This is a genomic window from Flavobacterium sp. GNP008 (assembly GCF_056428965.1).
Map to the genome: position 1 here is coordinate 132,522 of NZ_JBWJVL010000004.1, position 25,396 is coordinate 157,917.

At 34.0% G+C, this 25,396-nt stretch carries 25 protein-coding genes; 18 read left to right on the plus strand and 7 right to left on the minus strand.

Annotated elements, in window-relative coordinates:
- Positions 1 to 267: 267 nt before the first annotated feature.
- The 3 genes from AC0608_RS12495 to AC0608_RS12505 all read right to left on the minus strand — a co-directional run bounded on the left by AC0608_RS12495 (position 268) and on the right by AC0608_RS12505 (position 2,748).
- Positions 268 to 780 carry a C40 family peptidase gene (locus tag AC0608_RS12495; protein WP_478289282.1) on the minus strand — a complete coding sequence of 171 codons (513 nt, stop codon included), beginning with the start codon at positions 778 to 780 and terminating at the stop codon, positions 268 to 270.
- A 308-nt stretch (positions 781 to 1,088) separates the two neighbouring features.
- Entirely contained in the window at positions 1,089 to 2,132 is a 1,044-nt protein-coding gene (locus AC0608_RS12500; protein ID WP_417959607.1) for an RluA family pseudouridine synthase, read from the minus strand.
- Positions 2,122 to 2,748, minus strand: coding sequence for a PASTA domain-containing protein (locus tag AC0608_RS12505; protein ID WP_478289283.1), 627 nt, complete (start codon positions 2,746 to 2,748; stop codon positions 2,122 to 2,124). Before AC0608_RS12505 ends, AC0608_RS12500 begins: the two co-directional genes overlap by 11 nt.
- Before the next feature lie 218 nt (positions 2,749 to 2,966).
- On the opposite strand from AC0608_RS12505, the gene AC0608_RS12510 reads away from it, so the two are divergent.
- The 4 genes from AC0608_RS12510 to AC0608_RS12525 all read left to right on the plus strand — a co-directional run bounded on the left by AC0608_RS12510 (position 2,967) and on the right by AC0608_RS12525 (position 5,863).
- Positions 2,967 to 3,941: a D-alanine--D-alanine ligase gene (locus AC0608_RS12510; RefSeq protein ID WP_478289284.1), complete on the plus strand. Its 975-nt coding sequence runs from the start codon at positions 2,967 to 2,969 to the stop codon at positions 3,939 to 3,941.
- A gap of 9 nt (positions 3,942 to 3,950) precedes the next feature.
- On the plus strand, positions 3,951 to 4,643 hold the full coding sequence (locus AC0608_RS12515) for a DUF421 domain-containing protein (protein ID WP_478289285.1): 693 nt from the start codon (positions 3,951 to 3,953) through the stop codon (positions 4,641 to 4,643).
- 39 nt (positions 4,644 to 4,682) lie between these two features.
- Complete coding sequence (gene coaD / locus AC0608_RS12520) at positions 4,683 to 5,138, plus strand: pantetheine-phosphate adenylyltransferase (protein ID WP_417999354.1); 456 nt, start codon at positions 4,683 to 4,685, stop codon at positions 5,136 to 5,138.
- A 146-nt stretch (positions 5,139 to 5,284) separates the two neighbouring features.
- A complete protein-coding gene (locus AC0608_RS12525; RefSeq protein WP_478289286.1) occupies positions 5,285 to 5,863 on the plus strand; it encodes a PhnA domain-containing protein in 579 nt (192 codons plus the stop codon).
- Positions 5,864 to 6,071: 208 nt separating this feature from the next.
- On the opposite strand, the gene AC0608_RS12530 is transcribed toward AC0608_RS12525, so the two are convergent.
- Positions 6,072 to 7,418, minus strand: coding sequence for a DEAD/DEAH box helicase (locus AC0608_RS12530; RefSeq protein ID WP_478289287.1), 1,347 nt, complete (start codon positions 7,416 to 7,418; stop codon positions 6,072 to 6,074).
- 157 nt (positions 7,419 to 7,575) lie between these two features.
- On the opposite strand from AC0608_RS12530, the gene AC0608_RS12535 reads away from it, so the two are divergent.
- Entirely contained in the window at positions 7,576 to 9,306 is a 1,731-nt protein-coding gene (locus AC0608_RS12535) for a M14 family metallopeptidase (RefSeq protein WP_478289288.1), read from the plus strand.
- Between the two features lie 9 nt (positions 9,307 to 9,315).
- On the opposite strand, the gene AC0608_RS12540 is transcribed toward AC0608_RS12535, so the two are convergent.
- On the minus strand, positions 9,316 to 9,918 hold the full coding sequence (locus AC0608_RS12540) for an NUDIX hydrolase (protein WP_417959599.1): 603 nt from the start codon (positions 9,916 to 9,918) through the stop codon (positions 9,316 to 9,318).
- Between the two features lie 7 nt (positions 9,919 to 9,925).
- Here AC0608_RS12540 and pyrE point away from each other — a divergent pair, with 7 nt between their 5' ends.
- Both pyrE and AC0608_RS12550 read left to right on the plus strand, forming a co-directional pair.
- A complete protein-coding gene (gene pyrE, locus AC0608_RS12545) occupies positions 9,926 to 10,573 on the plus strand; it encodes an orotate phosphoribosyltransferase (RefSeq protein ID WP_417959598.1) in 648 nt (215 codons plus the stop codon).
- A gap of 22 nt (positions 10,574 to 10,595) precedes the next feature.
- Entirely contained in the window at positions 10,596 to 10,988 is a 393-nt protein-coding gene (locus tag AC0608_RS12550) for an SRPBCC family protein (RefSeq protein WP_478289289.1), read from the plus strand.
- 89 nt (positions 10,989 to 11,077) lie between these two features.
- Here AC0608_RS12550 and AC0608_RS12555 read toward each other — a convergent pair whose 3' ends face one another.
- Complete coding sequence (locus tag AC0608_RS12555) at positions 11,078 to 11,806, minus strand: biotin--[acetyl-CoA-carboxylase] ligase (RefSeq protein WP_478289290.1); 729 nt, start codon at positions 11,804 to 11,806, stop codon at positions 11,078 to 11,080.
- A 95-nt stretch (positions 11,807 to 11,901) separates the two neighbouring features.
- Between AC0608_RS12555 and rsfS the strand changes: the two genes are divergently transcribed.
- The 7 genes from rsfS to AC0608_RS12590 all read left to right on the plus strand — a co-directional run bounded on the left by rsfS (position 11,902) and on the right by AC0608_RS12590 (position 17,522).
- Positions 11,902 to 12,273, plus strand: coding sequence for a ribosome silencing factor (gene rsfS / locus AC0608_RS12560; protein ID WP_417959593.1), 372 nt, complete (start codon positions 11,902 to 11,904; stop codon positions 12,271 to 12,273).
- Positions 12,274 to 12,291: 18 nt separating this feature from the next.
- Entirely contained in the window at positions 12,292 to 14,217 is a 1,926-nt protein-coding gene (ftsH, locus tag AC0608_RS12565; protein WP_417959592.1) for an ATP-dependent zinc metalloprotease FtsH, read from the plus strand.
- Positions 14,218 to 14,333: 116 nt separating this feature from the next.
- Complete coding sequence (locus AC0608_RS12570) at positions 14,334 to 14,936, plus strand: LUD domain-containing protein (protein WP_478289291.1); 603 nt, start codon at positions 14,334 to 14,336, stop codon at positions 14,934 to 14,936.
- A gap of 2 nt (positions 14,937 to 14,938) precedes the next feature.
- Complete coding sequence (locus AC0608_RS12575) at positions 14,939 to 15,829, plus strand: phosphatidate cytidylyltransferase (RefSeq protein ID WP_417959589.1); 891 nt, start codon at positions 14,939 to 14,941, stop codon at positions 15,827 to 15,829.
- Positions 15,819 to 16,472 carry a phosphatidylserine decarboxylase family protein gene (locus tag AC0608_RS12580; RefSeq protein ID WP_478289292.1) on the plus strand — a complete coding sequence of 218 codons (654 nt, stop codon included), beginning with the start codon at positions 15,819 to 15,821 and terminating at the stop codon, positions 16,470 to 16,472. Before AC0608_RS12575 ends, AC0608_RS12580 begins: the two co-directional genes overlap by 11 nt.
- A complete protein-coding gene (locus AC0608_RS12585) occupies positions 16,472 to 16,741 on the plus strand; it encodes an acyl-CoA-binding protein (RefSeq protein ID WP_417959586.1) in 270 nt (89 codons plus the stop codon). Before AC0608_RS12580 ends, AC0608_RS12585 begins: the two co-directional genes overlap by 1 nt.
- A 7-nt stretch (positions 16,742 to 16,748) precedes the next feature.
- The gene (locus AC0608_RS12590; RefSeq protein ID WP_478289293.1) at positions 16,749 to 17,522 is read left to right on the plus strand and encodes a superoxide dismutase; all 774 of its coding nucleotides are present in this window, start codon (positions 16,749 to 16,751) and stop codon (positions 17,520 to 17,522) included.
- 85 nt (positions 17,523 to 17,607) lie between these two features.
- Here AC0608_RS12590 and AC0608_RS12595 read toward each other — a convergent pair whose 3' ends face one another.
- Positions 17,608 to 19,476, minus strand: a complete 1,869-nt coding sequence (locus AC0608_RS12595) for an alpha-amylase family protein (RefSeq protein WP_478289294.1) — start codon at positions 19,474 to 19,476, stop codon at positions 17,608 to 17,610.
- Positions 19,477 to 19,764: 288 nt separating this feature from the next.
- Between AC0608_RS12595 and AC0608_RS12600 the strand changes: the two genes are divergently transcribed.
- The 4 genes from AC0608_RS12600 (at position 19,765) to AC0608_RS12615 (ending at position 25,112) form a co-directional block, all read left to right on the plus strand.
- Entirely contained in the window at positions 19,765 to 21,399 is a 1,635-nt protein-coding gene (locus tag AC0608_RS12600) for an OstA-like protein (protein WP_478289295.1), read from the plus strand.
- A 79-nt stretch (positions 21,400 to 21,478) separates the two neighbouring features.
- On the plus strand, positions 21,479 to 22,669 hold the full coding sequence (locus tag AC0608_RS12605) for an aspartate aminotransferase family protein (protein WP_478289296.1): 1,191 nt from the start codon (positions 21,479 to 21,481) through the stop codon (positions 22,667 to 22,669).
- Positions 22,670 to 22,965: 296 nt separating this feature from the next.
- Positions 22,966 to 24,363, plus strand: a complete 1,398-nt coding sequence (locus AC0608_RS12610; protein WP_417959581.1) for a tetratricopeptide repeat protein — start codon at positions 22,966 to 22,968, stop codon at positions 24,361 to 24,363.
- Entirely contained in the window at positions 24,363 to 25,112 is a 750-nt protein-coding gene (locus AC0608_RS12615; protein WP_478289297.1) for a shikimate dehydrogenase family protein, read from the plus strand. The genes AC0608_RS12610 and AC0608_RS12615 overlap by 1 nt, the downstream gene beginning before the upstream one ends.
- Positions 25,113 to 25,396 lie beyond the last annotated feature (284 nt).

Genomic DNA, 25,396 nt, shown 5'->3' on the forward strand with positions numbered 1-25,396 from the left:
TTTAAGACTTAATCTATCAAAGTTAATCTTGAAAATATAGATTTAATCATACCAAAATAAGTACTCTAATAAATTGGAGTAAATCGTAGATACGATCAATAAATTTTTGAGTTAAATTTGATAATACAAACAATAAATCCAAATTAAAAAAATACAGTCACTTTTTATTAAAAATAGAATAAAGGTAAATTTGTGTAACTTTGATTCTACTCCTATAAGTAATTAAATAATAAACCCAAATACTAAGTACTATTTTTATCTAAAAAACTACAAAACACGTATTGCTTTTACAAATCTACGGGTATAACCCGGCTTTTTTAGATTAGTAATAATCACTTTCATTTCACGTCCTGAAGACGAGTGGATAAAATCACTGTCCATCCCTTTTGGATTTGATACGATACCAATATGTCCAATAACATTTCTGGTCGGACTCAAAAACAACAGAAGATCCCCTTTTTTGACAGTAGCAATAGGTATTTCTTTACCAAAATTCTTAAATTCTGAAGAGCTTCGGGGAACCTGAATTTTAAAATGATTGAAAACAAAGTAAACAAATCCGGAACAATCAAAACCATTCTTACTGCATCCGGCTGCAACATAAGGGGTTCCTAATAAACCCATCCCAAAATTCACAATTTTTTCACCTAAGGAAATATTAGTTTCAATTGGATATATCAGTGCATTTTTAATAACAGTTTCATTTTTATGAAGTAAAAACTTACTTTTGTCCGATGAACTGTAAGCAATACTCCAAAAAATAAGTGCTAATAAACCCATTTTTCGTATAAATCGTAGACTATATTTCTTTTTAGAGGTCATGTTAAAAAAATTAAATTAGCACACTTTATGTTTATGTAACGGGGATAGTTGTAGTCCAAAATTAAATAAAATGCCATCCAACCTAAATTTAAAAAATCCAACTAAATACATGGTTTGAAGTGAAAGCAAACAATAAATCCCAGATGTGCTACTATATACAATAAACATACCAACAATCCGATAGTACAAAATCATTACCGTAATCAAAATAGTAAACAGGGAAAATAATCTCACAAAAAAAGCCCCAATCCGGGGCTTTTCATATTTTATTCTTCTACTTCGTCTGTTCCATGCGATTTCGAATAGCCTCTCCATTTCTCGATACAATCCTGTAAATCCTGTGGTAGTTCTGTATCAAAACGCATTAACTCTCCGGTTGTAGGATGCACAAAACCTAATGTTTTAGCGTGTAAAGCCTGTCTTGGTAATGCTTTGAAACAATTGTCTATAAATTGTTTGTATTTCGTAAACGTTGTTCCTTTCAAAATCAAATGACCACCATAACGTTCATCATTGAACAGAGGATGACCTATGTGTTTTAAATGTGCACGAATCTGGTGTGTCCGCCCGGTTTCCAGTTGGCACGAAATTAATGTCACATATCCAAAACGTTCCAACACTTTATAATGCGTAACGGCAGGTTTTCCTATTTCCGGATCAGCAAAAACCGCCATTTGCATGCGATCTTTTAGGTGTCGGGCTAAGTTTCCTTCAATCGTTCCTTGCTCTTCTGCTACATTTCCCCAGACTAAAGCAACATATTCTCTTTCCGAAGTTTTGGCTTCAAATTGTTTGGCAAGATGGGTCATGGCTGCTTCCGTTTTGGCAATCACCAATAAACCCGAGGTATCCTTATCAATTCGATGAACCAATCCGGGACGTTCGCTGCTGTTCATTGGCAGATTATCAAAATGATATGCCAACGCATGCACTAAAGTTCCGGTATAATTCCCATGACCGGGATGTACAACCATTCCTGGCAATTTGTTTATTAACAGTAACGTATCATCTTCGTACACAACATCAAGCGGAATATTCTCCGGAATAATATGGTTTTCATAAGGAGGATGTGTAAGCATCACACGAACTACATCATTGGCTTTTACCTTATAATTAGACTTTACCGTGGTATCATTTACAAAAATATTACCTTCGGTAGCGGCGGTTTGTATTTTATTTCGGGTCGCGTTTTGAATTAAACCCATTAGGTATTTATCTATTCGCAACGACGCTTGACCTTTAGGAACTTCAAATCTAAAATGTTCAAATAACTCGTCTTCTAAATCTATTGTATCTATATTATTGCTCATCAACTGGTATTTCTTCTTCTATTGGAGCTGCAAGCGTATCTGCAGCATTTTCCTCTTCTTCGTAACTCATTTTTCCGTCTCCTAAAACCAAATCAATTTTAGATGACTTCAAGACCCTGTCCCCTACTTTTAGGTTTCTTCCTTTGTAACGCATTTCCAGCACCATATCTTTTCCAAGATTTGGAACATACGTAACAGCTCCTTCCTCAAGCCCTAATGCTTTCAATGTAGGTACGGCTTCACGATATGTTTTGTTCACTAAATCCGGAATTCGTACCGATGAAAATCCCGAAGTATTTATTTTTATGTATATTTTTCTTCCTACTTTTACCTTCGTACCTGGAGTGGGATCTTGCTCTACCACACTAAATTGCGGGAAATCGCTTCTATAATCCACGCTATCCAAAAGCACGTAATCTAAATCCAACTCATCCAGCTTTTCTTCTACTTGCTCTTCCGTTAATTTACTCAAATTTGGAACAGCAATTTCATTACCATGATCTGTTGTAAAAGTCAACCAATGCATAAACAAATAACCCAAAACGGCAATAATGGCAATCGCAATTAATACTTGTATTAAAAACACACGACCGGTAAGATACTTTCGTAAACTCATAAATTTATTTTTATATGTGGCAAAGATAAAGCTATTTCGTTTCAAAAAAAATGATAATTTTGTTTAATGCTTTTTGGAGCTATTTCCCGCTATTCGTTGCACTCTTTTTATCCGCCAAAAAGGCTGATAAAAAGGATTTTCACTACTATCGGGGCTAGAATCTAGTGCTAAAAACACCTTATTATTTATTCGAACAACTAAGAACAAAACGATACAAAATGAAAAACATTGCCATCATCATGGGGGGATATTCAAGCGAATATAAAATCTCACTTATCAGCGGAAATGTCGTATACCAATATCTGGACAAAACGAAATACAACGGTTTCCGGATCCATATATTCAAGGAGAAATGGGTCTACGTTGATGCAAATGACATTGAATTCCCTATCGATAAAAATGATTTTTCAGTAACAGTTGAAGGGAACAAAATCTCTTTCGATTGCGTTTTTAATGCTATTCACGGAACTCCCGGCGAAGACGGATTGATGCAGGCGTATTTCGAATTATTGCACATTCCGCAAACTTCCTGCGATTATTACCAAGCGGCTTTAACGTTCAACAAACGCGATTTATTATCGGTTTTAAAACCATACGGTATAAAAACCGCCACTTCTTATTACTTGAACAAAGGCGATGCTATCAATACGGATGAAATTGTTGCTAAAGTTGGTCTGCCTTGTTTTGTAAAACCCAATAAAGCAGGTTCCAGTTTTGGAATTTCAAAAGTAAAAACCACCGCTGAATTGCCTATCGCCATAGAAGTTGCCTACAAAGAAGACAACGAAATCATCATTGAAAGTTTTCTGGACGGGACTGAAGTTTCTGTAGGAGTCATCAATTACAAAGGAAAAATAACTGTTTTACCCATCACCGAAATTGTTTCAGATAATGATTTCTTCGATTATGAAGCTAAATATTTGGGCAAATCACAAGAAATCACTCCGGCAAGAATCTCAGATGAGATGACTCAAAAAGTCAGCGAAATAGCCAAACGCGCTTATGAAGTTCTTAAAATGAAAGGCTTCTCCCGAAGCGAATTTATTCTCGTAAATGATGAACCACACATGCTGGAAATGAACACCATTCCGGGATTAACAACGGAAAGTTTGATTCCGCAACAAGCCAAAGCCGCCGGCATTTCATTGGAAGATTTGTTTACAAATGCAATAGAATTGGCTTTAAATAACTAACGCTCCATTATGATAGAAATCTTTGAATGGAACCGATTATTATACAATGATTTACCTAAATCCTTTCTTTTAGAAGTCATTTTCCGATCCACTATAATGTTTACAGTTCTACTATTGACATTAAAAATAGCTGGGAAACGAGGCGTCAAGCAATTATCTGTTTTTGAAACAGTCATCATTATTGCTTTGGGATCAGCAGCCGGAGACCCCATGTTTTATGAAGAAGTTGGAATAATTCCGCCCATAACCGTATTTCTGGTCATAATTCTTTTATACCGATTAGTAACTTGGCTAACCGGAAAAAGTAAACGCTTTGAAGAGTTTATAGAAGGAAAAACGGAATGCATCATCAGTGAAGGAAAATTTTCAATTGCTACTTTTAAAAAAGAAAGTTTGGCACAAGATGAATTTTTTTCAGAACTCCGATTGAAATCGGTAGAACATTTAGGACAGGTAAAAAATGCCTTTATGGAAACTAGTGGCGAAATCAGTGTTTTTTATTATGAAGACCTTGATGTCCAACCAGGACTGCCAATTCTGCCTTTTTTATTCAAACAAAAAAATAAAACGATTCCAACAGAAGGTATTTATTCCTGCACTTTTTGCGGAAATACTGAAAGCCATAAACCCGGAAATGCCGAGTGTAGAGTTTGTGAAAAAACGGAATGGGTCGAAGCAATACAAACACTTCGAAAAACCTAATGGAACAAAACATAAGTTCAATTTAATTATATCTTATAAATGAGAAAAGCCATATTTCCGGGTTCTTTTGACCCAATTACATTAGGACATGAAGACATCATCAAAAGAAGTATTTCGTTGTTTGATGAAATCGTAATTGCCATTGGTATTAATGCCGAAAAAAAATACATGTTTTCGCTGGAAGACAGAAAGCGTTTCATTGAAGAAACCTTCAAAAACGAACCTAAAGTTTCGGTGATTACGTATGAAGGTTTGACCACTGAACTTTGTAAAAAATTAAAAGCAAATTTTATCCTTCGTGGTTTACGCAATCCTGCTGATTTCGAATTTGAAAAAGCAATTGCGCACACGAATCGTCGTCTGTCAAAAATAGAAACCGTGTTTTTATTGACCGCAGCAAAAACTTCGTATATCAGCTCAAGCATTGTGCGGGATGTAATCCGCAATGGTGGACAATATGAAATGCTGGTTCCCGATGCCGTTAGAGTAAAATAATTTTAAGAGATTTTGTCAAGTCGAGCGCAATCGAGACGTATCATTTAGTCTCGACTGCGCTCGACTTGACAAATAAACAGCAACAATATAAATTTGTGGAAAGTGCTGTTAAGCCGTACTTTTGCCTAAAATAAAAGCCATCAAACATGAGTATAGAAAGAGAATTAAGCAAACGTAGCGGATCGAAATGTGAACTTTGTGGTGCAACCGAAAACCTAAAAGTCTATGAAGTATTACCAACCAAAAAAGGTGGACTTGATGAAAGTATCATGGCTTGCAGTACCTGTATCGACCAAATCGAAAATCCAGATAACGTAGATTTAAATCATTGGAGATGTTTGAATGACAGCATGTGGAGTGAACATACTGCCGTACAAGTGGTCGCGTGGAGAATGTTAAGCCGTTTGCGTAGTTCAGGTTGGCCTCAGGAATTACTAGATCAAATCTATTTAGACGAAGATACTTTGGCTTGGGCACAAGCAACAGGGGAAGGCGAAGAAGAGGAAAACAAAGTAATTCACCGTGATAGTAACGGAGTGATTCTTGAAATAGGAGATTCTGTGGTTTTAATAAAAGATTTGAAAGTAAAAGGATCTAGTATGGTTGCCAAACAAGGAACCGCAGTACGTAATATCAGATTGGATCATGAAAATGCAGAATACATTGAAGGCAAAGTTGACGGTCAGACTATCGTTATTATTACTCAATACGTGAAAAAAATATAGTGATCAGTGGTCAGTTTTTAGTGATCAGTGCCTGAGTTGATAAAAAATTAAGTGGTCAGAAAAAAGTGTAATCAGAGACTTCTTTAAAGCAAAAAATCGTTAACAGTAAATCAAATTTACTAGTAACGATTTTTTATTGTTAAACTATTTTTTTACTACTCACTAAAAGCTGAACATTGAGCACTTTTTTAAACTGAACACTAAAAAACTACTCTTCCTCTTTCTTAATTACTTTTCGCGCCACTTCGATTTTAAATTTCTTTCCTTTCATTTTTTCATCTTTAATGGCATGAAGTAAATCTTTCACTTTGTTGAATTTCACGGCAGCAAATGAGATAAAATCTTTTACTTCGATTAATCCTAGATCGCCTTTTTCTAATTTCCCTTTTTGGGAAAAGAAACCTACGATATCAATTTTATTCAGTTTATTTTTCTTCCCGCCACTGATGTAAATCGTTTGAAATTCAGGTGGTTTTGGTAATGAAGTCATGTTTTCGATTTTCAAAGCTTCCATTCCATAATCGATATAATCCATTTTCTTCTCACTATCATGAGCAATAATATACGCCGTTCCAGAAGCCAGCATACGTGCTGTACGTCCGTTTCTATGCGTAAATTCATCTTCTTTGGATGGTAAATGATAATGAATTACGTGATTCATTTCGGGGATATCAAGTCCACGGGCTGCCAAATCAGTTGTGATTAAATAACTCACACTTCCGTTTCTAAACTGGATTAGCGCGCGTTCTCTCTCGTCCTGATCCATTCCACCATGATAATACGTGGCATAAATTCCTTTTTCGTTCAACGTATCGCTGATACGTTCCGCAGCATCACGATGGTTACAAAAGACAATTGCCGATTGTGATTTCAACGAACAAATCAAGTTGAACAAACTTCCGATTTTGTCTTTTTCTTTTGAAACAACCATTTTCATGGAGAGATTCGTTTCTGCTACGTTTTCTGGAATGAAATCCAAAATCGTTGGGTTTACTACTCTTGTATATCTTGGAATCTCAATATCGGAAGTGGCTGAAACCAAAACACGTTTGTTCAGTTTGGTTAATTTCCCAATGATAAATGACATTTGCTCATGGAAACCCAATTGCAAAGATTTGTCAAATTCATCCAGAATCAACGTTTGGATTTTATCCACTCGGAAAGTTCCTCTGTCGATATGATCCGCTATTCTTCCCGGAGTTCCTATTAAAACTGCTGGTGGATTGCTTAAATTCTTAATTTCGGTATCAATGGAATGTCCGCCGTAGCATACATTTACTTTATAATCAGTTCCCATTTTTTTCCAAACTTGCTCAATCTGCAATCCTAATTCGCGAGATGGAACCAAAATTAAACATTGAACCGATTGGATTTCAGGCTGTAACATTTCTAAAATAGGCAACAAAAAAGCCAAAGTTTTCCCGGAACCTGTTGGCGAAAGCAGTAAAACATTATTGTCGTTAAGTATCGTATCTTGTGCTACTTCCTGCATTTCGTTCAGGCTTTCGATGCCTAAATTCAAAAGTATATTGTTGGAATGGTGTTTATTATTCATTTTCTCAATTTGGTGCAAAGGTAATTTTTAATTCTGAGTTATGAATTTTGAATTATAAATTTTCATTCTTTTTCAATCGGGAATTTCCTTTTTTTACATTCATTTCTGCAACTGTCTAAAAAAAGCTACATTTGAAATTCCATTTAAAAACCGAAATATGAGACTTTTCACATTCCTTTTTTTACTATTCTCCATTTACACTTTTGCACAAAAAACGAATAAATACGATACTTTTTTTGAAAAAGGAAATGGAAATCAATCTGCTAGCTATCCAGAAACGATAGCATATTACAAACTCCTGGACAGTGATTTCTCTACAATTGAAATGCAAAAAATGGGCTTAACAGATAGCGGTGAACCGCTACACATGATTGTTTACAATCCTGAAAAGCAATTTGATTTTGAAATCATCAAAAAAACCAAAGCGGTCATTCTACTCAATAACGGCATTCACGCCGGGGAACCAGACGGAATTGATGCCAGTATGCAATTGTTCCGAGACTTGGCTTTGGGTAAAATAAAAGCGCCTAAAAACACCGTCATTGTGTGTATTCCAGTATATAATATAGGAGGCGCTTTAAACAGAAACTCTACTTCAAGAGCCAATCAGAATGGTCCAGAAATTTATGGTTTTCGTGGCAATGCGAGAAACTACGATTTGAATCGGGATTTTATCAAATCAGATACCCGAAACACAAAAAGTTTTGTGGAAATATTTCATAAAATAAATGCCGATGTTTTTATTGACAATCATGTTAGCAATGGCGCAGATTATCAATACAAATTGACCTACATTATGACTCAGCACAACAAATTAGGAACGATTTTAGGAGATTTTTTAAATACTGAAATGATGCCGACTTTAGTTAAGGATTTACAAACAAAAAATATCGAAACCACACCTTATGTTAATGCCTTTCAGGATACACCTGACAAAGGATTTGGACAATTTTTTGAAAGCCCACGATTTGCAACAGGCTACACTTCATTATTTAATACCATTGGTTTTGTCGTGGAAACACACATGCTAAAAAAATATGCCGATCGTGTGAAAGTAACCTATGAATACATGCGCTCTGCAATAGATTTCACCGACACTAATTTTAAAAAAATCAAACTCTTGCGATTGAAAAACGAAGAGCAATATAAACCCAAGAAATCGTACCCTATAAAATGGGAAATTGATAGCACCAAAACAATTCCTTTTTCTTTTTTAGGCTATGAAGCCAGTTATAAAAAAAGTGACGTGACATCCGGAAATCGCTTGTTTTATGACCGTACAAAACCATTCAAAAAAGACATTCCGTACAGCAAAGAATTCAAATCAGTAAAAGAAATAATTATTCCAGAAGCATATATCATTCCCAAAGGATTTTGGCCGGTAATTGAATTATTAAAGAGCAATACAATCACGTATACGCAACTAAAAAAGGATACTATAATTGAAGTAGAAAGCTATAGAATTGCGGATTTTAAAACTGTAAATTCAGCCTATGAAGGACATTATTTACATCGAAACACAACGGTGACTACTAAAATGGAAAAAGTAGCTTTCGCCAAAGGAGATTACGTTATTCCCACACAGCAAAAGGGAATCAAATATTTACTGGAAACACTAGAACCCGAAGCAATAGATTCCTTTTTTAACTGGAATTTTTTCGACACAATGTTACAACAAAAAGAAGGGTATTCAGATTATGTTTTTGAAGATTCCGCCACACAAATTTTGGAAGAAAATCCAAAATTAAAAGCCGAATTTGATTTAAAAAAACAAAGTGATGTGAATTTCATTAATAATCCTGAAACACAACTAGACTGGATTTACAAACATTCTATCTTTTATGAAAAAGCACATTTGCAATATCCAGTCTATCGCATTCTAAAATAAAAAAAACTCCTATTTTAGGAGTTTTTCTTCTTCAAATAATAATTTTATGTTTTCGTAAGAGTTTTTTAGTGCTTCTGTAATTTGTTCCGGATTCATCCATGCGACTTTCTCAATACCTTCTTCTAGTTGCCCTTGTGGTGTGCCTTCAAAATCAGACTGCATTTCAAACCAATGGGTGATTTTAAGTTTGTATTTCCCATTACGTCTAAAAACATGGTACGTTTTTTGAAGTTTGTGCGAGATTGACAAGCCGTTTACACCCGTTTCTTCCTCTACTTCGCGCATGGCAGTATCCTGAATTTCCTCTCCTTTTTCGATTCCGCCTTTGGGTAAATCCCATTTTCCGTTTCTAAAAATGAAAAGCACTTCGCCTTTTTTATTGTAGACCAATCCGCCTCCAGCTTTAGATACTGGGATTTTAGCCTTTAAAGTCTTCATAATCAAGCTTTCGTCTGGATGATATAAATAGGCTTTATTAATTTTATTTTGAAAGATTTTTACTATAAGCTGCTCTATGTCAATACTTTCTAATAAAAAAAGCTGAAAATCCGTCTCTTTAGAGATGTGATTTGTCAAAAAAAGTGGTTTGTCGTTAACAAAAACTTTATACATTTGTACTATGATTTTTAATAAAGATACAGCCGAAAAAACAGCCGAATTTCTATTGCAAATAAATGCAATTAAATTGAATCCAAGAAATCCTTTTACATGGGCTTCAGGATGGAAATCACCTATTTATTGTGACAACCGATTAATCCTCTCATTTCCAGCCGTAAGAAATTATGTCCGGGATGAATTTTCTAAAAATATTGAGAAACAATTTGGTAAACCAGATGTTATTGCCGGTGTTGCTACCGGAGCAATAGGAATTGGTATGCTGGTAGCGGAAAGTATGGGATTGCCTTTTGTGTATGTACGTCCAGAACCCAAGAAACACGGAAGACAAAACCAAGTCGAAGGTTTTTTACAAAAAGGACAAAATGTAGTCGTTGTAGAAGATTTGATCAGTACCGGAAACAGTAGTTTGTTAGCTGTTGAAGCTTTGCGCGAAGCCGGAGCAAATGTAAAAGGCATGGCCGCTATCTTTACGTATGGCTTTACTGTGGCGGAAGAAAATTTTAAAAATGTAAATGTAGATTTATTTACATTGAGTAATTATCAAAATTTATTGAATTTAGCCGTTGCTAAACGATACATCACTGAGGAGGAAGAGCAGACTTTAAGAGAATGGAATGTTAGTCCTTCTACATGGACTATTGAAGTTTAACAATTAAATAAAAACAAATAAAATGAACTTAGAAAGTCCTAAAGTTACAGTTCAAAAATCAGCACAAGAATTATTCGATTTATTAAGCGATGTAAAAAATTTCGAAAAATTAATGCCTGAAAACATTGCCAAGTTTGAAGTGATAGGTGATGATGCTTTTATTTTTGGATTAAAAGGAATGCCTGAAATAAAACTAAAAATGAAGGAAAAAGTAGTACCAAGCAAAATTGTATTGGGTGCTGCGAGCGACAAGCTTCCGTTTACTTTAATAGCATACATCGATATAATTTCAGAAAATTCGAGTACTGTAAAACTTGATTTTGAAGGTGATTTTAATCCAATGATGGCAATGATGATAAAAGGGCCAATTGGAAAATTTATTGAAACATTGGCGTTGAATATGAATAAATTATAATTAATTTATATTTTTTTAAACCCTTTTAGTCCTTACTAGAAGGGTTTTTTATTTGATGTTGTTTTTAAGTTAGAAGTGCTTTTCCTGTATCAATACAACATCTGAATTTCTTTGATGTCAAATTCTAAAACACAATCATCTTCAAGAAGAACTTGGAGTTTTCCAAAAGTAGAAACACCTTGAATAATACCCATATACTTAGTATTATCTGGGGTTGAAAAAGCCATTGGCACTCCTTTTTTAAATAAATTATTCGTGTATGCAGTCTTTAAAACTATTTGATCCCGTTTCCATAACTTTATATTTTTCTCGATAGCGTTACCAATTAAAAAAAGGAGTGTTTCTTTATCAAATTCAGTGTCACAAATGACGGCTAAAGAAGATGCTTTGGGTAAATTTTCAAAATTAGTTTGATTCACATTCAGTCCCAAACCGACAATTGAAGTGATAGTTCCGTCACTTTTAATACTATTTTCTATCAAAATACCTCCTATTTTTTTATTATATGACATTATGTCGTTAGGCCATTTGATACTAAGACCAGGAATCTTAATTGATTCTAAAGCTTCTAATACAGCAAGAGAAACGGCTATGTTTAAATTGAAAATCTGATTAATATCCGGTAAAAAATCCCTAACCAAAATACTCATTATTAAGTTTTTACTAGCCTCTGAAGCCCAAACCGCACCCATTTGACCTTTCCCGTTTGTTTGAACCTCTGCAGTTGCAACCGTGAAGTTTTCAATCTCTTGTTTGTTCGATAGCCCTTTTAGGAATTCGTTTGTAGAATCTATGGCATCGAGTTTGATTACTCTCATATACGTTTTTTTGTGAAACAGAATTTAATATTATGTTAAGGTTCAAAAATAATCACAAAAAATGGTAACTTTACAAACTTATATAAAAATAATTCATGGCGAAAAAGACTATAGATAATGACGCTTTATTAGCGAATATCATTAAGGGAATTGAAGAAGTAAAAGGGAATGATATCGATATTCTTGATTTAAGAGAAATAGACACGGCAGTTTGCGACTATTTCATTATTTGCAACGGTAATTCAAATACACAAGTTAACGCCATAGTAAACTCTATCCAAAAAACAGTTTCTAAAGAATTGAAAGACAAGCCTTGGCATGTTGAAGGAACTGATAATGCGGAATGGGTATTGATGGATTATGTGAATATTGTTGTTCACGTGTTTCAAAAACACATTAGAGAATATTATAACATCGAAAGTTTATGGGGCGATGCAAAAATAACAACCATAGAAAACAAATACTAAAGACATATAATCCTAGTAATGGCTAAAGAAAATAATCCAAATCCGAATAAGTTTAAAGTAAGCCCTTGGTTAATTTATGCTGCAATATTATTAATTTTCTTATTTATAAGTTTTATAACAGGTGGTTCAAGTTTAAATGAACCGGGACAATTAACATCTTCTAAATTTAATACTTTTCTAGAAAAAGGTCAAATTGAAAAAGTTATTGTTTACAATAAAACTGAAGCTGAAGTTTTTCTTAACGCTGCCGCTCTTAAAGACGCTGCGCACAAAAAGGTCTCTAAAGATGTTTTTGACAGACCCAATAAAGGACCACATTACACTTTTGATATTGGTAATGATCAAATATTTCAAAACAAATTAGAAAAAGCGGTTTCAGAAGGTAAGCTGAAAGATTTCAATTTCTTACCAAAGAACAATTGGTCTGATATTTTAATTAGTTTATTACCAATCATCATCATTATTGCTGTTTGGATCTTTATAATGAGAAAAATGTCAGGTGGAGGCGCTGGTGGAGGTGGTCAGATTTTCAATATTGGAAAATCAAAAGCAAAACTATTTGATGAAAAAACAGATATAAAAACTACTTTTAAAGATGTAGCAGGTTTAGAAGGAGCAAAAGAGGAAATACAAGAAATTGTTGAATTCCTTAAAAACCCTGAAAAATACACCAATCTGGGTGGTAAAATTCCAAAAGGAGCCTTACTTGTTGGACCTCCGGGAACTGGTAAAACATTATTAGCAAAAGCCGTAGCTGGTGAAGCCCAAGTACCTTTCTTTTCTTTATCAGGTTCTGATTTTGTAGAAATGTTTGTGGGTGTTGGAGCGTCACGTGTTCGTGATTTATTCAAACAAGCCAAAGAAAAATCTCCGGCAATCATATTCATTGATGAGATTGATGCTGTGGGTAGAGCTAGAGGAAAAAGTAATATGTCTGGTGGAAATGATGAACGAGAAAATACTTTAAATCAATTACTGACAGAGATGGACGGTTTTGGTACTAATTCAAACGTAATAGTTTTAGCAGCAACAAACAGAGCTGATGTACTAGACAAGGCTTTGATGCGTGCAGGTCGTTTTGACAGACAAATTTTTGTAGACTTACCAGACATCCGTGAACGTGCTGAAATTTTCAAAGTACACTTAGCCCCTTTGAAAAAAATAGAAGGTTTGGATACTGATTTTTTAGCCAAACAAACCCCTGGTTTTTCTGGGGCTGATATAGCAAATGTTTGTAATGAAGCGGCTTTGATTGCTGCTAGAAATAACAAAACGGCTGTAGATAAACAAGATTTTTTAGACGCTGTTGACAGGATTGTTGGTGGTCTTGAAAAGAAAAATAAAATCGTTACCCCAGATGAAAAGAAAGCTATTGCTATACATGAAGCGGGTCATGCAACTGTAAGTTGGATGTTAGAACATGCTGCGCCATTAATCAAGGTAACTATTGTTCCAAGAGGACAAAGTTTAGGAGCGGCTTGGTATTTACCGGAAGAACGTTTAATTGTTCGTCCAGACCAAATGCTAGACGAAATGTGTGCAACTATGGGCGGAAGAGCGGCTGAAAAAGTAACTTTTAATAGAATTTCGACTGGTGCATTAAGCGATTTAGAAAAAGTAACCAAACAAGCACGAGCAATGGTTACCATTTATGGATTGAATGAAAAAATTGGTAATGTAACATATTATGATTCTACCGGACAAAGTGAATACAATTTATCTAAACCATATTCCGAAGAAACAGCTCGAGTTATTGATGAGGAAATCTCATTACTAATTGAAAGTCAGTACCAAAGAGCTATCCAAATTTTGGAGGAGAATAAAGACAAACTGAATCAACTGGCAAATATTTTAATTGAAAAAGAAGTCATTTTTAAAGATGATTTAGAAGCCATTTTTGGGAAAAGAACTTTTGACAAAAATTTAGAAGAAGTCGTGTCCTAGTAAACATATTAAATATTTAATTATTTTTAAAATCTTAATTCAAAAAGTACTTTTGAATTAAGATTTTTTTATCTTTGAACGTTTTCAAATAATACAATTTAGCAGTTTACATAAATATGAGTCTTTTTAGAAAAATTTTTGGTTCTAGCAATCCGACATCTGATGAAGATCAAGAAAGTGAGTTTAGTAAATCCCATGCTAAAAATACGACCTCTATTGACGAACAGTTTATCTTTAATTTCAAAAAAAATGGAGGCAAATTTTTATACTGTGAAAACACAGATGAAGTAAAAGAACAATTTGAAAATATTTTAGAAGAAAATGACTGGTTTGAAAGTCAGGTTTTGTGTTATGATTCTACTCTCTTTACAATGTTAGAAGATAATAAACTTACGTATGAAAAACCTACAAATCCTAAGTTTCTACTTGCTAGTTGCGAAAATTTGATTGCTGATGAAGGGTCTATATTATTTTCATCAAAACAAATTAAACAGCACAAACCAAACGAATTACCTATAAACATTATTGTTTTAGCTAAAACAAGCCAAATTCTTGGTACAAAAAGTGATGGACTGAGTGCGATTAAAAAGAAATACGAAAGAGATTATCCGACAAATATTACTACCATAAAATATTTCGAGAAAGCCAAAGAAGAAGACTTTACACAATATGGAAGTTCAGCTAAAAATCTTTATTTATTGCTTTTAGAAGATCTTTAAAAATGAATGAAACTCTAAAACGAGGTATATCAGGAGCTATTTATATTATATTGTTACTCACTTCTATTTTATATTCTACTGAAAGCTTTTTTATCCTTTTTGGTCTATTTCTTAGTATTGCAGTTTATGAATTTTGTAATTTAGTTCAAATACATAAAATTTTTCCAATTATTTTTGGTATTGTCTTGTTTACTATAATTACATTGGTAAGCCACTACAATGAAATGACTACCGATCTTTTGAATCAAATTTTCAATAGCGATGTATCAATAGCAATTAACATACAGCAATTGGACGTCGTATTACTAGTAATAGCATTAGTAGTATCCATAAAATGTATTCTTTTCTTATTTTATGATAATATTCAAAAAATAAGCACCTCCTCAAAATATTTGTATTTATTAGGCTATATTATTTTGCCTTTTGTGTTTATTACAAAAATTTCTTTTGGAATAAATGACTATAATCCTAAAATTATAATTGGATTATTTATCTTAATTTGGACTAACGACACTTTTGCTTATATTGTCGGTAAATCTATAGGTCGTACCAAATTATTCGAAAAAATATCACCAAAAAAAACTGTTGAAGGATTCTTAGGAGGAATACTTTTTGCAGTTTTAGCTGGTTATTTAATATCAAAATATTACATCAAAGCAAATCCTGAATTTAGCGACAGATCCATTCTAATTTGGACCTCTATTGCCATTATAGTAGGAATTGCTGGTACTATTGGAGATTTAATAGAATCCAAATTCAAACGTATTGCTGGCGTAAAAGATAGCGGAAGCATAATGCCTGGACATGGAGGCATCTTAGATCGTTTAGATAGTGTTATATTTGTAGCACCAATTATATTTTTATTTTATCAAATTTTAAACTATGTTTCATAAAGAAGGAACCCAATCTATTTTATTAGGTACTATTTTCACAGCTGTTGTCCTATTATTGTCTGACAATTTTATTGACACAAACTGGCTCAAAATGGCTATACAAATAGCAGCTTTATTGCTTTTGATTATCATCTTGCAATTTTTCAGAAATCCAAAAAGAGATGTTATCATTAATGAAAATCATATTCTTGCACCTGTAGACGGTAAAGTTGTGGTTATTGAAGAGATGTATGAAGGTGAATATTTTAAAGACAAGCGCTTGCAAATATCCATTTTTATGTCTCCCATTAACGTTCACGTGACGCGTTATGGACTGAGCGGAATTGTAAAATTCAGTAAATACCATCCGGGTAAATTTTTGGTGGCTTGGCATCCAAAAGCAAGTGAGGAAAACGAAAGGACTACTATTGTAATCGAAAATAAAACATTCGGAGAAATTCTTTACAGACAAATAGCTGGAGCTTTGGCACGAAGAATCGTTAATTATGCCGAAGAAGGAATGCAGGTAATTCAGGGTACTGATGCTGGATTTATAAAATTTGGTTCCAGAGTAGATATATTTTTACCTTTAGGAACACCTGTTAATGTAGTATTGAATCAAAAAGCAATTGGAGGGAAAACAATTATTGCCACAAAAGCATAATGAATGCAAAAGATTTAAATACCCAATTTTTGGAAGCCGTAGAAAAAGCATCTGAAATGACGCAAGCATCTTTACCGCAAGATGTTCAATTGCGCCTTTATGCATTCTACAAACAAGCCATTTTGGGAACTTTAGATCTAAAACAAAACTCTTCCTATCATTTAAGAGATGCTTTTAAAACGAATGCCTGGATGCAAATTAGTCATATTACTCCAGATGAAGCTAAGCAACACTACATCGAAATAATTAATTCTCTGTTGGAAAAATAATCTAATTATGAAAATAAAAAAAAAAATTATTGCTATTTTATTGCTGTGCTTAGCACTACAATCTTGCAATAATAAAAAATTAATTGAGGTTGTAGAAGTTCCTTTGCCTACTGTTACAGAGGAAAAAACATCCATTGGTTCCCCAGATGATGTAAAAGCAAATGAAGGATCGTTCCAGCTGGAAAAGTTGCCGTACACTTACAATGCCTTGGCACCAAATATATCAGCTACTACTTTAGAAATGCACTATTCTAAGCATTATTTGACCTATACTAATAATTTGAACAAAGCAATACTAGGAACTCCTTTAGAAAATTTAACTATAGAGGAAGTATTAGCAAAATTAGATCCAAATGATACTGCACTTCGGAACAATGCTGGAGGTTTCTATAACCATTCATTGTATTGGAAATCTATGGCTCCAAAAGCTGGAGGCGAACCAAAAAATATTTTAGCCGAGGCAATATCTAAAGATTTTGGTTCATTTGAAAATTTTACCACGGTATTTAAAGCCGAAGCTACGAAACAATTTGGTTCAGGTTGGGCTTGGCTTATAGTGGATCGCTCCGGGAAATTACAAGTGACAAGCACCGCGAATCAGGATAATCCTTTGATGAAAAATGCGATACTTCCAGGAACACCAATATTAGCCATAGATATTTGGGAACATGCTTATTATATGGATTACCAATACCGACGAAAAAATTATATTGATGCATTTTTTAATGTCATCAATTGGAAAAAAATAGAAGAAAATTACGAAGCTCTTCCAAAAAAATAGCTTTCGTTTTTTATCATAAAAAAATGCTGATATAAATTTATATCAGCATTTTTTTTGTTTTTTTATAACTACAAAAAACTCTTTCTTACAATTGATAAATAAACGATTCCGAGGGTGCGATTCTAATTTGTGCTTTTCCTTCACCATTAACAACCTGTAATTGAACTGTGCTTTTATGGTATAATTGATCTCTTAATGTGTAATTCCCATCTTTCAAATTCCATTTTTGAATAATATCAGCCGGGATCTTTAAATCGAAACTACTGGTGGTCAACCAAGAAAAATTAGTGACAACGATTAGTTTTTGAGTATCAGACCAACGTGAGAATGCATAAATACCAGAATCGTAACCTTGAGTTGTTTGGCGGTTCACCGTTTGAATTTCTTGGTATTTTCCCATTAAAGCGGAACTATTCAAAGAGAAATTCAGTAATTTTTTATAAAAATCACGCAACTCTGTTTCATCTTTAGTCAATTGACCTCCATCAAATTTACCACCGTTCATCCAACGCTGATGATTGGGTACTCCGATATAATCAAAGATTGACGTTCTTGAATAGGTTCCAAATCCTGCGTTTTCATTTCCTGCCTCTCCTACTTCCTGCCCAAAATAAACCATTGTAGGCGAAGTGCTTATTGTAGTCGAAACGACCATCAAAGGTTTTCCTTTTTGCGGGCTTCCTGCAAATTCAGCACTTGCCAAACGTTGCTCATCATGATTGTCCAGAAAATGCAACATGTGATGTTCAATATCTGCCATTCCGTTTTGTATGTCTGATAATCCATCCGGCAATGCTCTTCCTTGAATGATATCTTTTAATTTATCATAGGTTTCCACTTTATCATACAAATAATCCATTTTACCTAAATAAATATAATTTCTATATTCTTTAGGATTATAGACTTCGGCTAATAAAAAAGCGTCCGGATTATTTACTTTAATGGCTGAATTCATGTAACTCCAAAATTCATACGGCACCATTTCGGCCATGTCAAATCGAAAACCATCGACCCCTTTTTCTGTCCAATACAATGCGATATCTTTAAATTTATCCCAAGAATTCGGTACATTTTTTCCTTTCCAAAAATCAAAATGTTCCTGATGCGATTTGGTATCAAAACCTGCAGGAAGTTCTGGAAAATCTTTGGAACCATCCGGACGAATTCCGTAATTCACTTTGATGGTTTCGTACCAGTCATTACGATCCGGTTTTGCCATACGAGAACCGTTACCTGTCCATTTTGCTGGAACTTCCTCAAACTTACCATCAATTAAAGGATTCTTTTCCCCATTTAACGGTTTATCAGTATCAGGAATTTCAAAGTGCGTATTGGGAATATAATAGAAATTATTATCTCTTTTATATTCAACGCTCACATCATCATCAGCTCCAAAATCTTTAACACCCGCCGGATTATTCTTTCCTTCATACTTACGGGCAATGTGATTGGGAACAATATCAATTAACACCTTTAATCCCGCTTTGTGCGTGCGGGCTATTAAAGCTTCAAATTCCTGCAATCTATTCGCAGGAATTACGGCTAAATCTGGATTTACGTTATAATAATCTTTTACGGCATAAGGAGAACCTGCTCGTCCTTTTACTACTTCGGGGTCATCATTAGAAATCCCAATAGCTGAATAATCCCGAATCAAAGCATGATGGGGAACACCAGTATACCAAACATACGTAACTCCTAAATCTTTTATTTCCTGTAATGCCCTACCCGTAAAATCGTTAAACTTCCCTACTCCGTTTTCTTCAAGGGTTCCCCAAGGCTTATTTGTAGTATTTTTATTCCCGAATAGTCTAGTGAAAACCTGATACACTACTTCTTTTTTATTAGACAATTCTTTGTTCTTAACTGCATTCATTTTTAAATCTTTCGTTTTACAAGCTGTTGCTAAAAACACCACACTTATCCCTGCAACAATAGTTATTTTTTTTATCATATAAAATTATTTTTGCTGATTTTCAATCCTTTTTTTTAAACTAATAATTCAATTTAACTATCAATTTTTAAATTTAATATAATTTAGATAAATGAAGCCGATATCGTTTAAAATTAAAAAAAATACAGTTTCTAAATCACAACTACAACGAAAGAGTCAATCTATTTGTTAATAACTTAAAAAAGACAAAACAAATAGCTTTCCTTGGCTTTTATAGTAATTATAAATAAATCCTAATATGGATTAGGATTGTATCCTTTTTCATAAATTTGACAAAAAATAAATCCATTGAAGAAATCGCTATTTTTCCTTTGTTGTTGTTGTTTCCTATCGCTAATTACTAATTTAGTTTTGGCGCAAGCTCCAAAAAAAATTATTGTAGAAAATTCTGATTTTGCAGACGTAAATCAAATAGAAATACCGGATGCATTATTGCTTATTGGAAACGTACGTGTGAATCATGACGGAGTGGTCATGACCTGTAATAAGGCGTATTATTTCCAAAAAGAAAACTACATCAAGGCTTTTGGAAATGTGCAAATGGTACAGGGTGATACTTTATTTTTGAATAGTAAATATGCCGAATATAATGGGAATGTTAAAAAAGCATACGCTTCTGGAGATGCCGTTATGAGTTCTCCAGATGCCACTTTAGTTACTGAAATAATAAATTTTGATCGCAACAGTCAAGAAGTATTTTATGATACTTCAGGGACGATAACTAATAAAGACAATACCCTACAAAGTAATTCAGGGAGATATTATGTAAAACAAAAAAAATTCCAATTCCTGACTGCCGTTACTATCACAAATCCAACGTATGTAATTAAATCCAATCATTTGGATTATTTTAGTAATTCAGGACATTCGTATCTTTTCGGACCTTCCACTATAACCAGTAAAGCGAATTATATTTATACTGAAAAAGGGTTTTATGACACCAAAAAAAATCTAGCCCATTTCCTAAATAAATCGTACATCCGATATGATGATCGGTTGATTAAAGGGGACAGTTTGTATTATGACCGAAACAGGGAATTTGCATCGGCAACAAGAAATGTAAAAATCACCGATTCCATCAATCGCGGAATCGTAAAAGGACATTATGCTGAAGTATACAAAAAACTGGATTCTATGTATGTTACTAAAAGGGCCGTTGCGGTGAATTTTGTCGAAAATGATTCGGTTTACATCCACGGAAAAAAATTAATGGTTACTGGAAAAGAGGGTAACAGAATCATCAGAGCATTCAATAATGTCCGATTTTTTAAAACAGACATGAGCGGTAAATGTGACTCGATTCATTCGAGTTCCAAAACAGCTTTAACCAAAATGATTGGAAATCCGATACTTTGGAATGCTGAAAATCAAATAACAGGTGATGTAATGCATCTAATAGGGAACAATACGACACAAAAACTAGATTCCCTCAAAGTGCTCAATAATACATTTATAGTATCCAAAGACACAATAGGAACGGGTTTTAATCAGGTCAAGGGACAAAATTTATACGGAAAATTTGAAGAAGGAAAACTACATGAGGTAGATATTATAAAAAATGCAGAAGTCATCTATTACATGCGGAACGAAGCACAAGAACTCATTGGCATCAATAAAAATGTAAGCAGTAAAATAAATCTTATTTTAGAAAAAAATGAGATCGAAACTATTACCTTTTTTCAGCAAGTGGATGGTGATATTTATCCGGAAAAGGACTTGCCAGAAAATGCTCGTAAACTAAGAGGATTAGTTTGGCGAGGCGATGAACGCATAAAATCCAAGGAAGATATTTTTCCTCCAGAAGAAAATGAAGACAATAATAAAATAGCCAAAGCAACTCAAGCGGCAGAAGCCAAAGAGGATGTTCCCATGAAAATTCGAAAGGAAACGCTCAATTACGATAAAAAGAAAGGTAAAAAGTAATAGTCCGCAATCTATAACAGTTGCTAAGACAAAAGGTTTCAGATAGCACTTTACAAATTAAACAATTAAACAAATAACCGTGAATAACGATTTCCTAAAATACCAAGCACAGACTTCTCCGTACCCTTTGGGCATGGAAGTATCGCATGCTGTAGGTTCTTATATTTACGATTCCAATAATAAAAAATATTTGGATTTTGTAGCCGGAGTGTCTGCTTGTACTTTAGGACACCAACACCCAAGAGTCAATAAGGCCATCAAAGATCAGTTAGATAAATACTCTCATGTGATGGTTTATGGTGAATATTCACAAAGTCCTTCCGTGGAATACTGCAAGTTATTGGCCTCGCTTTTGCCCGCTCCTTTAGACAAAACTTATTTAGTCAATTCAGGGACGGAAGCCATTGAGGGTGCCTTAAAACTCGCCAGAAGAACTACCGGAAGAAGCCAATTGATCTCGTGTCACAATGCCTATCACGGAAATACTATGGGATCCATGAGCGTAATGGGATTTGAAGAACGCAAACAAATCTTTCGTCCCTTGATTCCTGATGTCGATTTTATCACGTTCAATAACGAAGATGATTTGCAAAAAATAACAACGAAAACGGCAGGAATTATCCTGGAAACCATTCAGGGAGGTGCAGGATTTATACAACCACACAATAATTTCCTTAAAAAAGTACGTCAACGTTGCACTGAAGTGGGAGCTATAATGATTCTAGACGAAATCCAGCCAGGTTTTGGGAGAACAGGAAAACTTTTCGGATTCCAAAATTACGATGTCGTTCCTGATATTGTAGTGATGGGAAAAGGAATGGGTGGCGGTATGCCGGTGGGTGCATTTACAGCTTCATCAGCCATGATGGATCTATTGAGCGATAATCCTAAGCTGGGTCACATCACTACTTTTGGAGGCCATCCTGTCATTTCGTCAGCTTGTTTGGCAACATTGCAGGAAATTACTGAAACCAATCTCATGGCCGAAGCAGTAGAGAAAGAAAACCTATTCAGATCACTTTTGGTACATCCTTTGATATTAGAGATAAGAGGAAAAGGATTGATGCTGGCAGCAATGACTAAAAGTGCTGATATAACAAACAAAGTGATCCTCAAATGTCAAGACAAAGGACTCATTTTATTCTGGTTGTTGTTTGAAGGATGTGCCATTAGAATAACACCTCCGCTAACTATTTCTGAAGAAGAAATTCGGGAAGGGTGCAACATCATACTTGAAGTACTGAATGAAATAATGATTAACAATTTTTGATTACAAATTAATATGACGAGTTACCTAACACATTAGTATTCAAAACACTTAAAATAACGGCAAACTATTTCCTAATATGGGTTGTAAACCAAGTTAAAGGAGAAGGATTTCCACTTCAAACGATGTTCACTAAATCCCAATTAAATTAAAAGGATAGTGAAGTAATTAACAGCTATCGCATCAATATTACATCAAAACTTTTTTGTTAATTAAATTGTTCACAACAATTATAACTTTTCCTCCCATTACAAGTACGATTACCTAAATTTATTTAGGCTAAATTAAAAACACACAGTATGCAATTAAGCAACGAAGAAGAAGACTATAACTTATCCCTGTCCAAATTTGAGTCCATGTTGAAAACCAACAAAGTACTCTTTTTTGACTCCGAAGAATTTGAAGAAATCATTCTTCATTATCTCGATATGGGGAAAGCTGCTTTAGCAAAAAAAGCACTCAAGCTGGCATTAGAACAACATCCAAAATCTACTGGTCTTAAACTAGTACAAGTGGAAATGCTTGTTTATGATGACAAACTCGAATTAGCTGAAAAGCTATTGAATGAGTTGTACGCCATCGAGCCAACAAATGAAGAAATTTACATTCAAAAAGCCAATATTTGTTCTAAAAGAGACCAGCACGAAAAGGCTGTGGAAATGTTAAAAATAGCATTACAATACACCGATGATTATGCCGATGTCTATAATTTGATAGGTATGGAGTATCTTTTTATGGACAATCTTGAAATGGCAAAAGAAAGCTTTATCAAGTGCTTAGAAGAAGATTTAGAAGATCAATCAGCCCTATATAACGTTGTGTATTGTTTTGAATTTCTAGATCAAAACCAAGATGCGATTGCCTATTTGAATAAATACATTGATCAAAATCCGTACAGCGAAATAGCTTGGCACCAACTAGGCCGTTTGCATTACGGTGTAAAAGAATATGAAAATGCCATTCGAGCTTTTGATTATGCTACTTTAATAGATGATGAATTCCTGGGTGCTTTCATGGAAAAAGCCAAAGCGTACGAGCGTTTAAAAAAATACGATGAAGCTATTGAAAGCTACAGCAGAACCATCGAATTAGATGATGCTACTTCGTATGCTTTGCTTCGAATGGGAAAATGCTATGAAAGATTAGGCAACAAAGCTCTAGCGTTAAAATATTTCAATCAAACAGTTCATGAAGATCCTCTTTTAGACAAAGGTTGGATTGCCATAACTGACTTTTATGTACGTCAAAAAAATTATCAAAAAGCATTATTTTATGTCAACAAAGCATTAGCTATTGACAACCAAAATCGTTTGTATTGGAAACGCTTTGCTACTATAAATAAACAGATGAGCTTCTTTGAAGAAGCTGAATTTGGATACCGAAAAGCAGTAGAATTTGGCGATACGGAACTTGACACTTGGTTATTTTGGGTAGATATTTTACAGTTTTTAGGAGAATTCGAAAGTGCTATTCAAACTTTATTACAAGCTTCTGAATATTTTCCGGAAGAAAATGAAGTTGAATACCGTTTGGCAGGATTATATTTTATGCTAACTGATACTACAAAAGCAAAATTTCATCTCAGCAATGCTTTACGATTGAATTTTGATAATTATATCCTTTTAGAGGACTTATTTCCAGTGGTTTGGGCAAAAAAAATGGTGCAAAATTATATTGCAAAACATAAAAAACAATAATGGCAGAAATTGTTAGAAAACGCTTCGGATTACTGGGTCGTAATATTAGTTATTCCTTTTCCAAAGGGTATTTTACAGATAAATTTAATAACGAAAATTTTACTGGTTGTACCTATGAGAATTTTGACATTCAAGAAATAAATGCTTTTTCTGAAATAATTAAAAATACTTCGGATTTAAAAGGACTGAGTGTTACGATACCTTACAAGGAAACCGTATTGCCATTTCTGGATAAATTATCTAAAAAGGCAAAAATAATAGGTGCTGTAAACACCATTAAAATCACAAAGAAAGGACAGTTAAAAGGCTACAATACGGACTATTATGGCTTTAAAAAATCACTAGTGCCTTTATTAGAACCGCACCATAAAAAAGCCTTAATCTTAGGTACTGGAGGCGCTTCCAAAGGAGTAGCGTATGCTTTGGAAGAACTGAATATCCCGTACACATTTGTCTCTAGAGAAGCTAACGAAAATGCTATCAATTATGAGCGAATTAACGCAACGACATTCGATAATTACCAAATCATAATCAATTGTACTCCAGTGGGAACGAGTCCTAATTTAGATGCGTTACCATTGATTCCGTATGAGTTTTTCACGGATAAACATATTGCTTATGATTTGATTTATAATCCTGCTGAAACACAATTTCTTAAAAGAGCCTCAGCACAGGGAGCTCAAATAAAAAACGGACTGGATATGCTTATTTTTCAAGCAGAGAAAGCGTGGAAAATTTGGAATAAATAATCTAAATACAAAGCTGACTTATTAGACGTTTTTGAATATGTAAAAAACCACTTTGAAAGTGGTTTTTTGTTTGAATGAAAAATCGAACTCGACTAAACAAATTTCAATTTCACAGTCAAAATCTTAGCTGTAATGTAGGCTATTTCTTTTTTCATCTCTTTTTCCAGAGCCAAAAACAATACATTACACAGTTGTAAATTGCTTCAAAAAAAAATATTTCATAACCTAAAACGACTATAAATAAAGGATTTGTTTTGAAATTTCATACTGCTTTACTATCTTTC

What these genes read in the sequence shown, in the direction of transcription:
- AC0608_RS12495 (WP_478289282.1), bottom strand. Translation starts at nt 780, where the DNA reads ATGGGTTTATTAGCACTTATTTTTTGGAGTATTGCTTACAGTTCATCG.
- AC0608_RS12500 (WP_417959607.1), bottom strand. Translation starts at nt 2,132, where the DNA reads ATGAGCAATAATATAGATACAATAGATTTAGAAGACGAGTTATTTGAA.
- AC0608_RS12505 (WP_478289283.1), bottom strand. Translation starts at nt 2,748, where the DNA reads ATGAGTTTACGAAAGTATCTTACCGGTCGTGTGTTTTTAATACAAGTA.
- AC0608_RS12510 (WP_478289284.1), top strand. Translation starts at nt 2,967, where the DNA reads ATGAAAAACATTGCCATCATCATGGGGGGATATTCAAGCGAATATAAA.
- AC0608_RS12515 (WP_478289285.1), top strand. Translation starts at nt 3,951, where the DNA reads ATGATAGAAATCTTTGAATGGAACCGATTATTATACAATGATTTACCT.
- coaD (WP_417999354.1), top strand. Translation starts at nt 4,683, where the DNA reads ATGAGAAAAGCCATATTTCCGGGTTCTTTTGACCCAATTACATTAGGA.
- AC0608_RS12525 (WP_478289286.1), top strand. Translation starts at nt 5,285, where the DNA reads ATGAGTATAGAAAGAGAATTAAGCAAACGTAGCGGATCGAAATGTGAA.
- AC0608_RS12530 (WP_478289287.1), bottom strand. Translation starts at nt 7,418, where the DNA reads ATGAATAATAAACACCATTCCAACAATATACTTTTGAATTTAGGCATC.
- AC0608_RS12535 (WP_478289288.1), top strand. Translation starts at nt 7,576, where the DNA reads ATGAGACTTTTCACATTCCTTTTTTTACTATTCTCCATTTACACTTTT.
- AC0608_RS12540 (WP_417959599.1), bottom strand. Translation starts at nt 9,918, where the DNA reads ATGTATAAAGTTTTTGTTAACGACAAACCACTTTTTTTGACAAATCAC.
- pyrE (WP_417959598.1), top strand. Translation starts at nt 9,926, where the DNA reads ATGATTTTTAATAAAGATACAGCCGAAAAAACAGCCGAATTTCTATTG.
- AC0608_RS12550 (WP_478289289.1), top strand. Translation starts at nt 10,596, where the DNA reads ATGAACTTAGAAAGTCCTAAAGTTACAGTTCAAAAATCAGCACAAGAA.
- AC0608_RS12555 (WP_478289290.1), bottom strand. Translation starts at nt 11,806, where the DNA reads ATGAGAGTAATCAAACTCGATGCCATAGATTCTACAAACGAATTCCTA.
- rsfS (WP_417959593.1), top strand. Translation starts at nt 11,902, where the DNA reads ATGGCGAAAAAGACTATAGATAATGACGCTTTATTAGCGAATATCATT.
- ftsH (WP_417959592.1), top strand. Translation starts at nt 12,292, where the DNA reads ATGGCTAAAGAAAATAATCCAAATCCGAATAAGTTTAAAGTAAGCCCT.
- AC0608_RS12570 (WP_478289291.1), top strand. Translation starts at nt 14,334, where the DNA reads ATGAGTCTTTTTAGAAAAATTTTTGGTTCTAGCAATCCGACATCTGAT.
- AC0608_RS12575 (WP_417959589.1), top strand. Translation starts at nt 14,939, where the DNA reads ATGAATGAAACTCTAAAACGAGGTATATCAGGAGCTATTTATATTATA.
- AC0608_RS12580 (WP_478289292.1), top strand. Translation starts at nt 15,819, where the DNA reads ATGTTTCATAAAGAAGGAACCCAATCTATTTTATTAGGTACTATTTTC.
- AC0608_RS12585 (WP_417959586.1), top strand. Translation starts at nt 16,472, where the DNA reads ATGAATGCAAAAGATTTAAATACCCAATTTTTGGAAGCCGTAGAAAAA.
- AC0608_RS12590 (WP_478289293.1), top strand. Translation starts at nt 16,749, where the DNA reads ATGAAAATAAAAAAAAAAATTATTGCTATTTTATTGCTGTGCTTAGCA.
- AC0608_RS12595 (WP_478289294.1), bottom strand. Translation starts at nt 19,476, where the DNA reads ATGATAAAAAAAATAACTATTGTTGCAGGGATAAGTGTGGTGTTTTTA.
- AC0608_RS12610 (WP_417959581.1), top strand. Translation starts at nt 22,966, where the DNA reads ATGCAATTAAGCAACGAAGAAGAAGACTATAACTTATCCCTGTCCAAA.
- AC0608_RS12615 (WP_478289297.1), top strand. Translation starts at nt 24,363, where the DNA reads ATGGCAGAAATTGTTAGAAAACGCTTCGGATTACTGGGTCGTAATATT.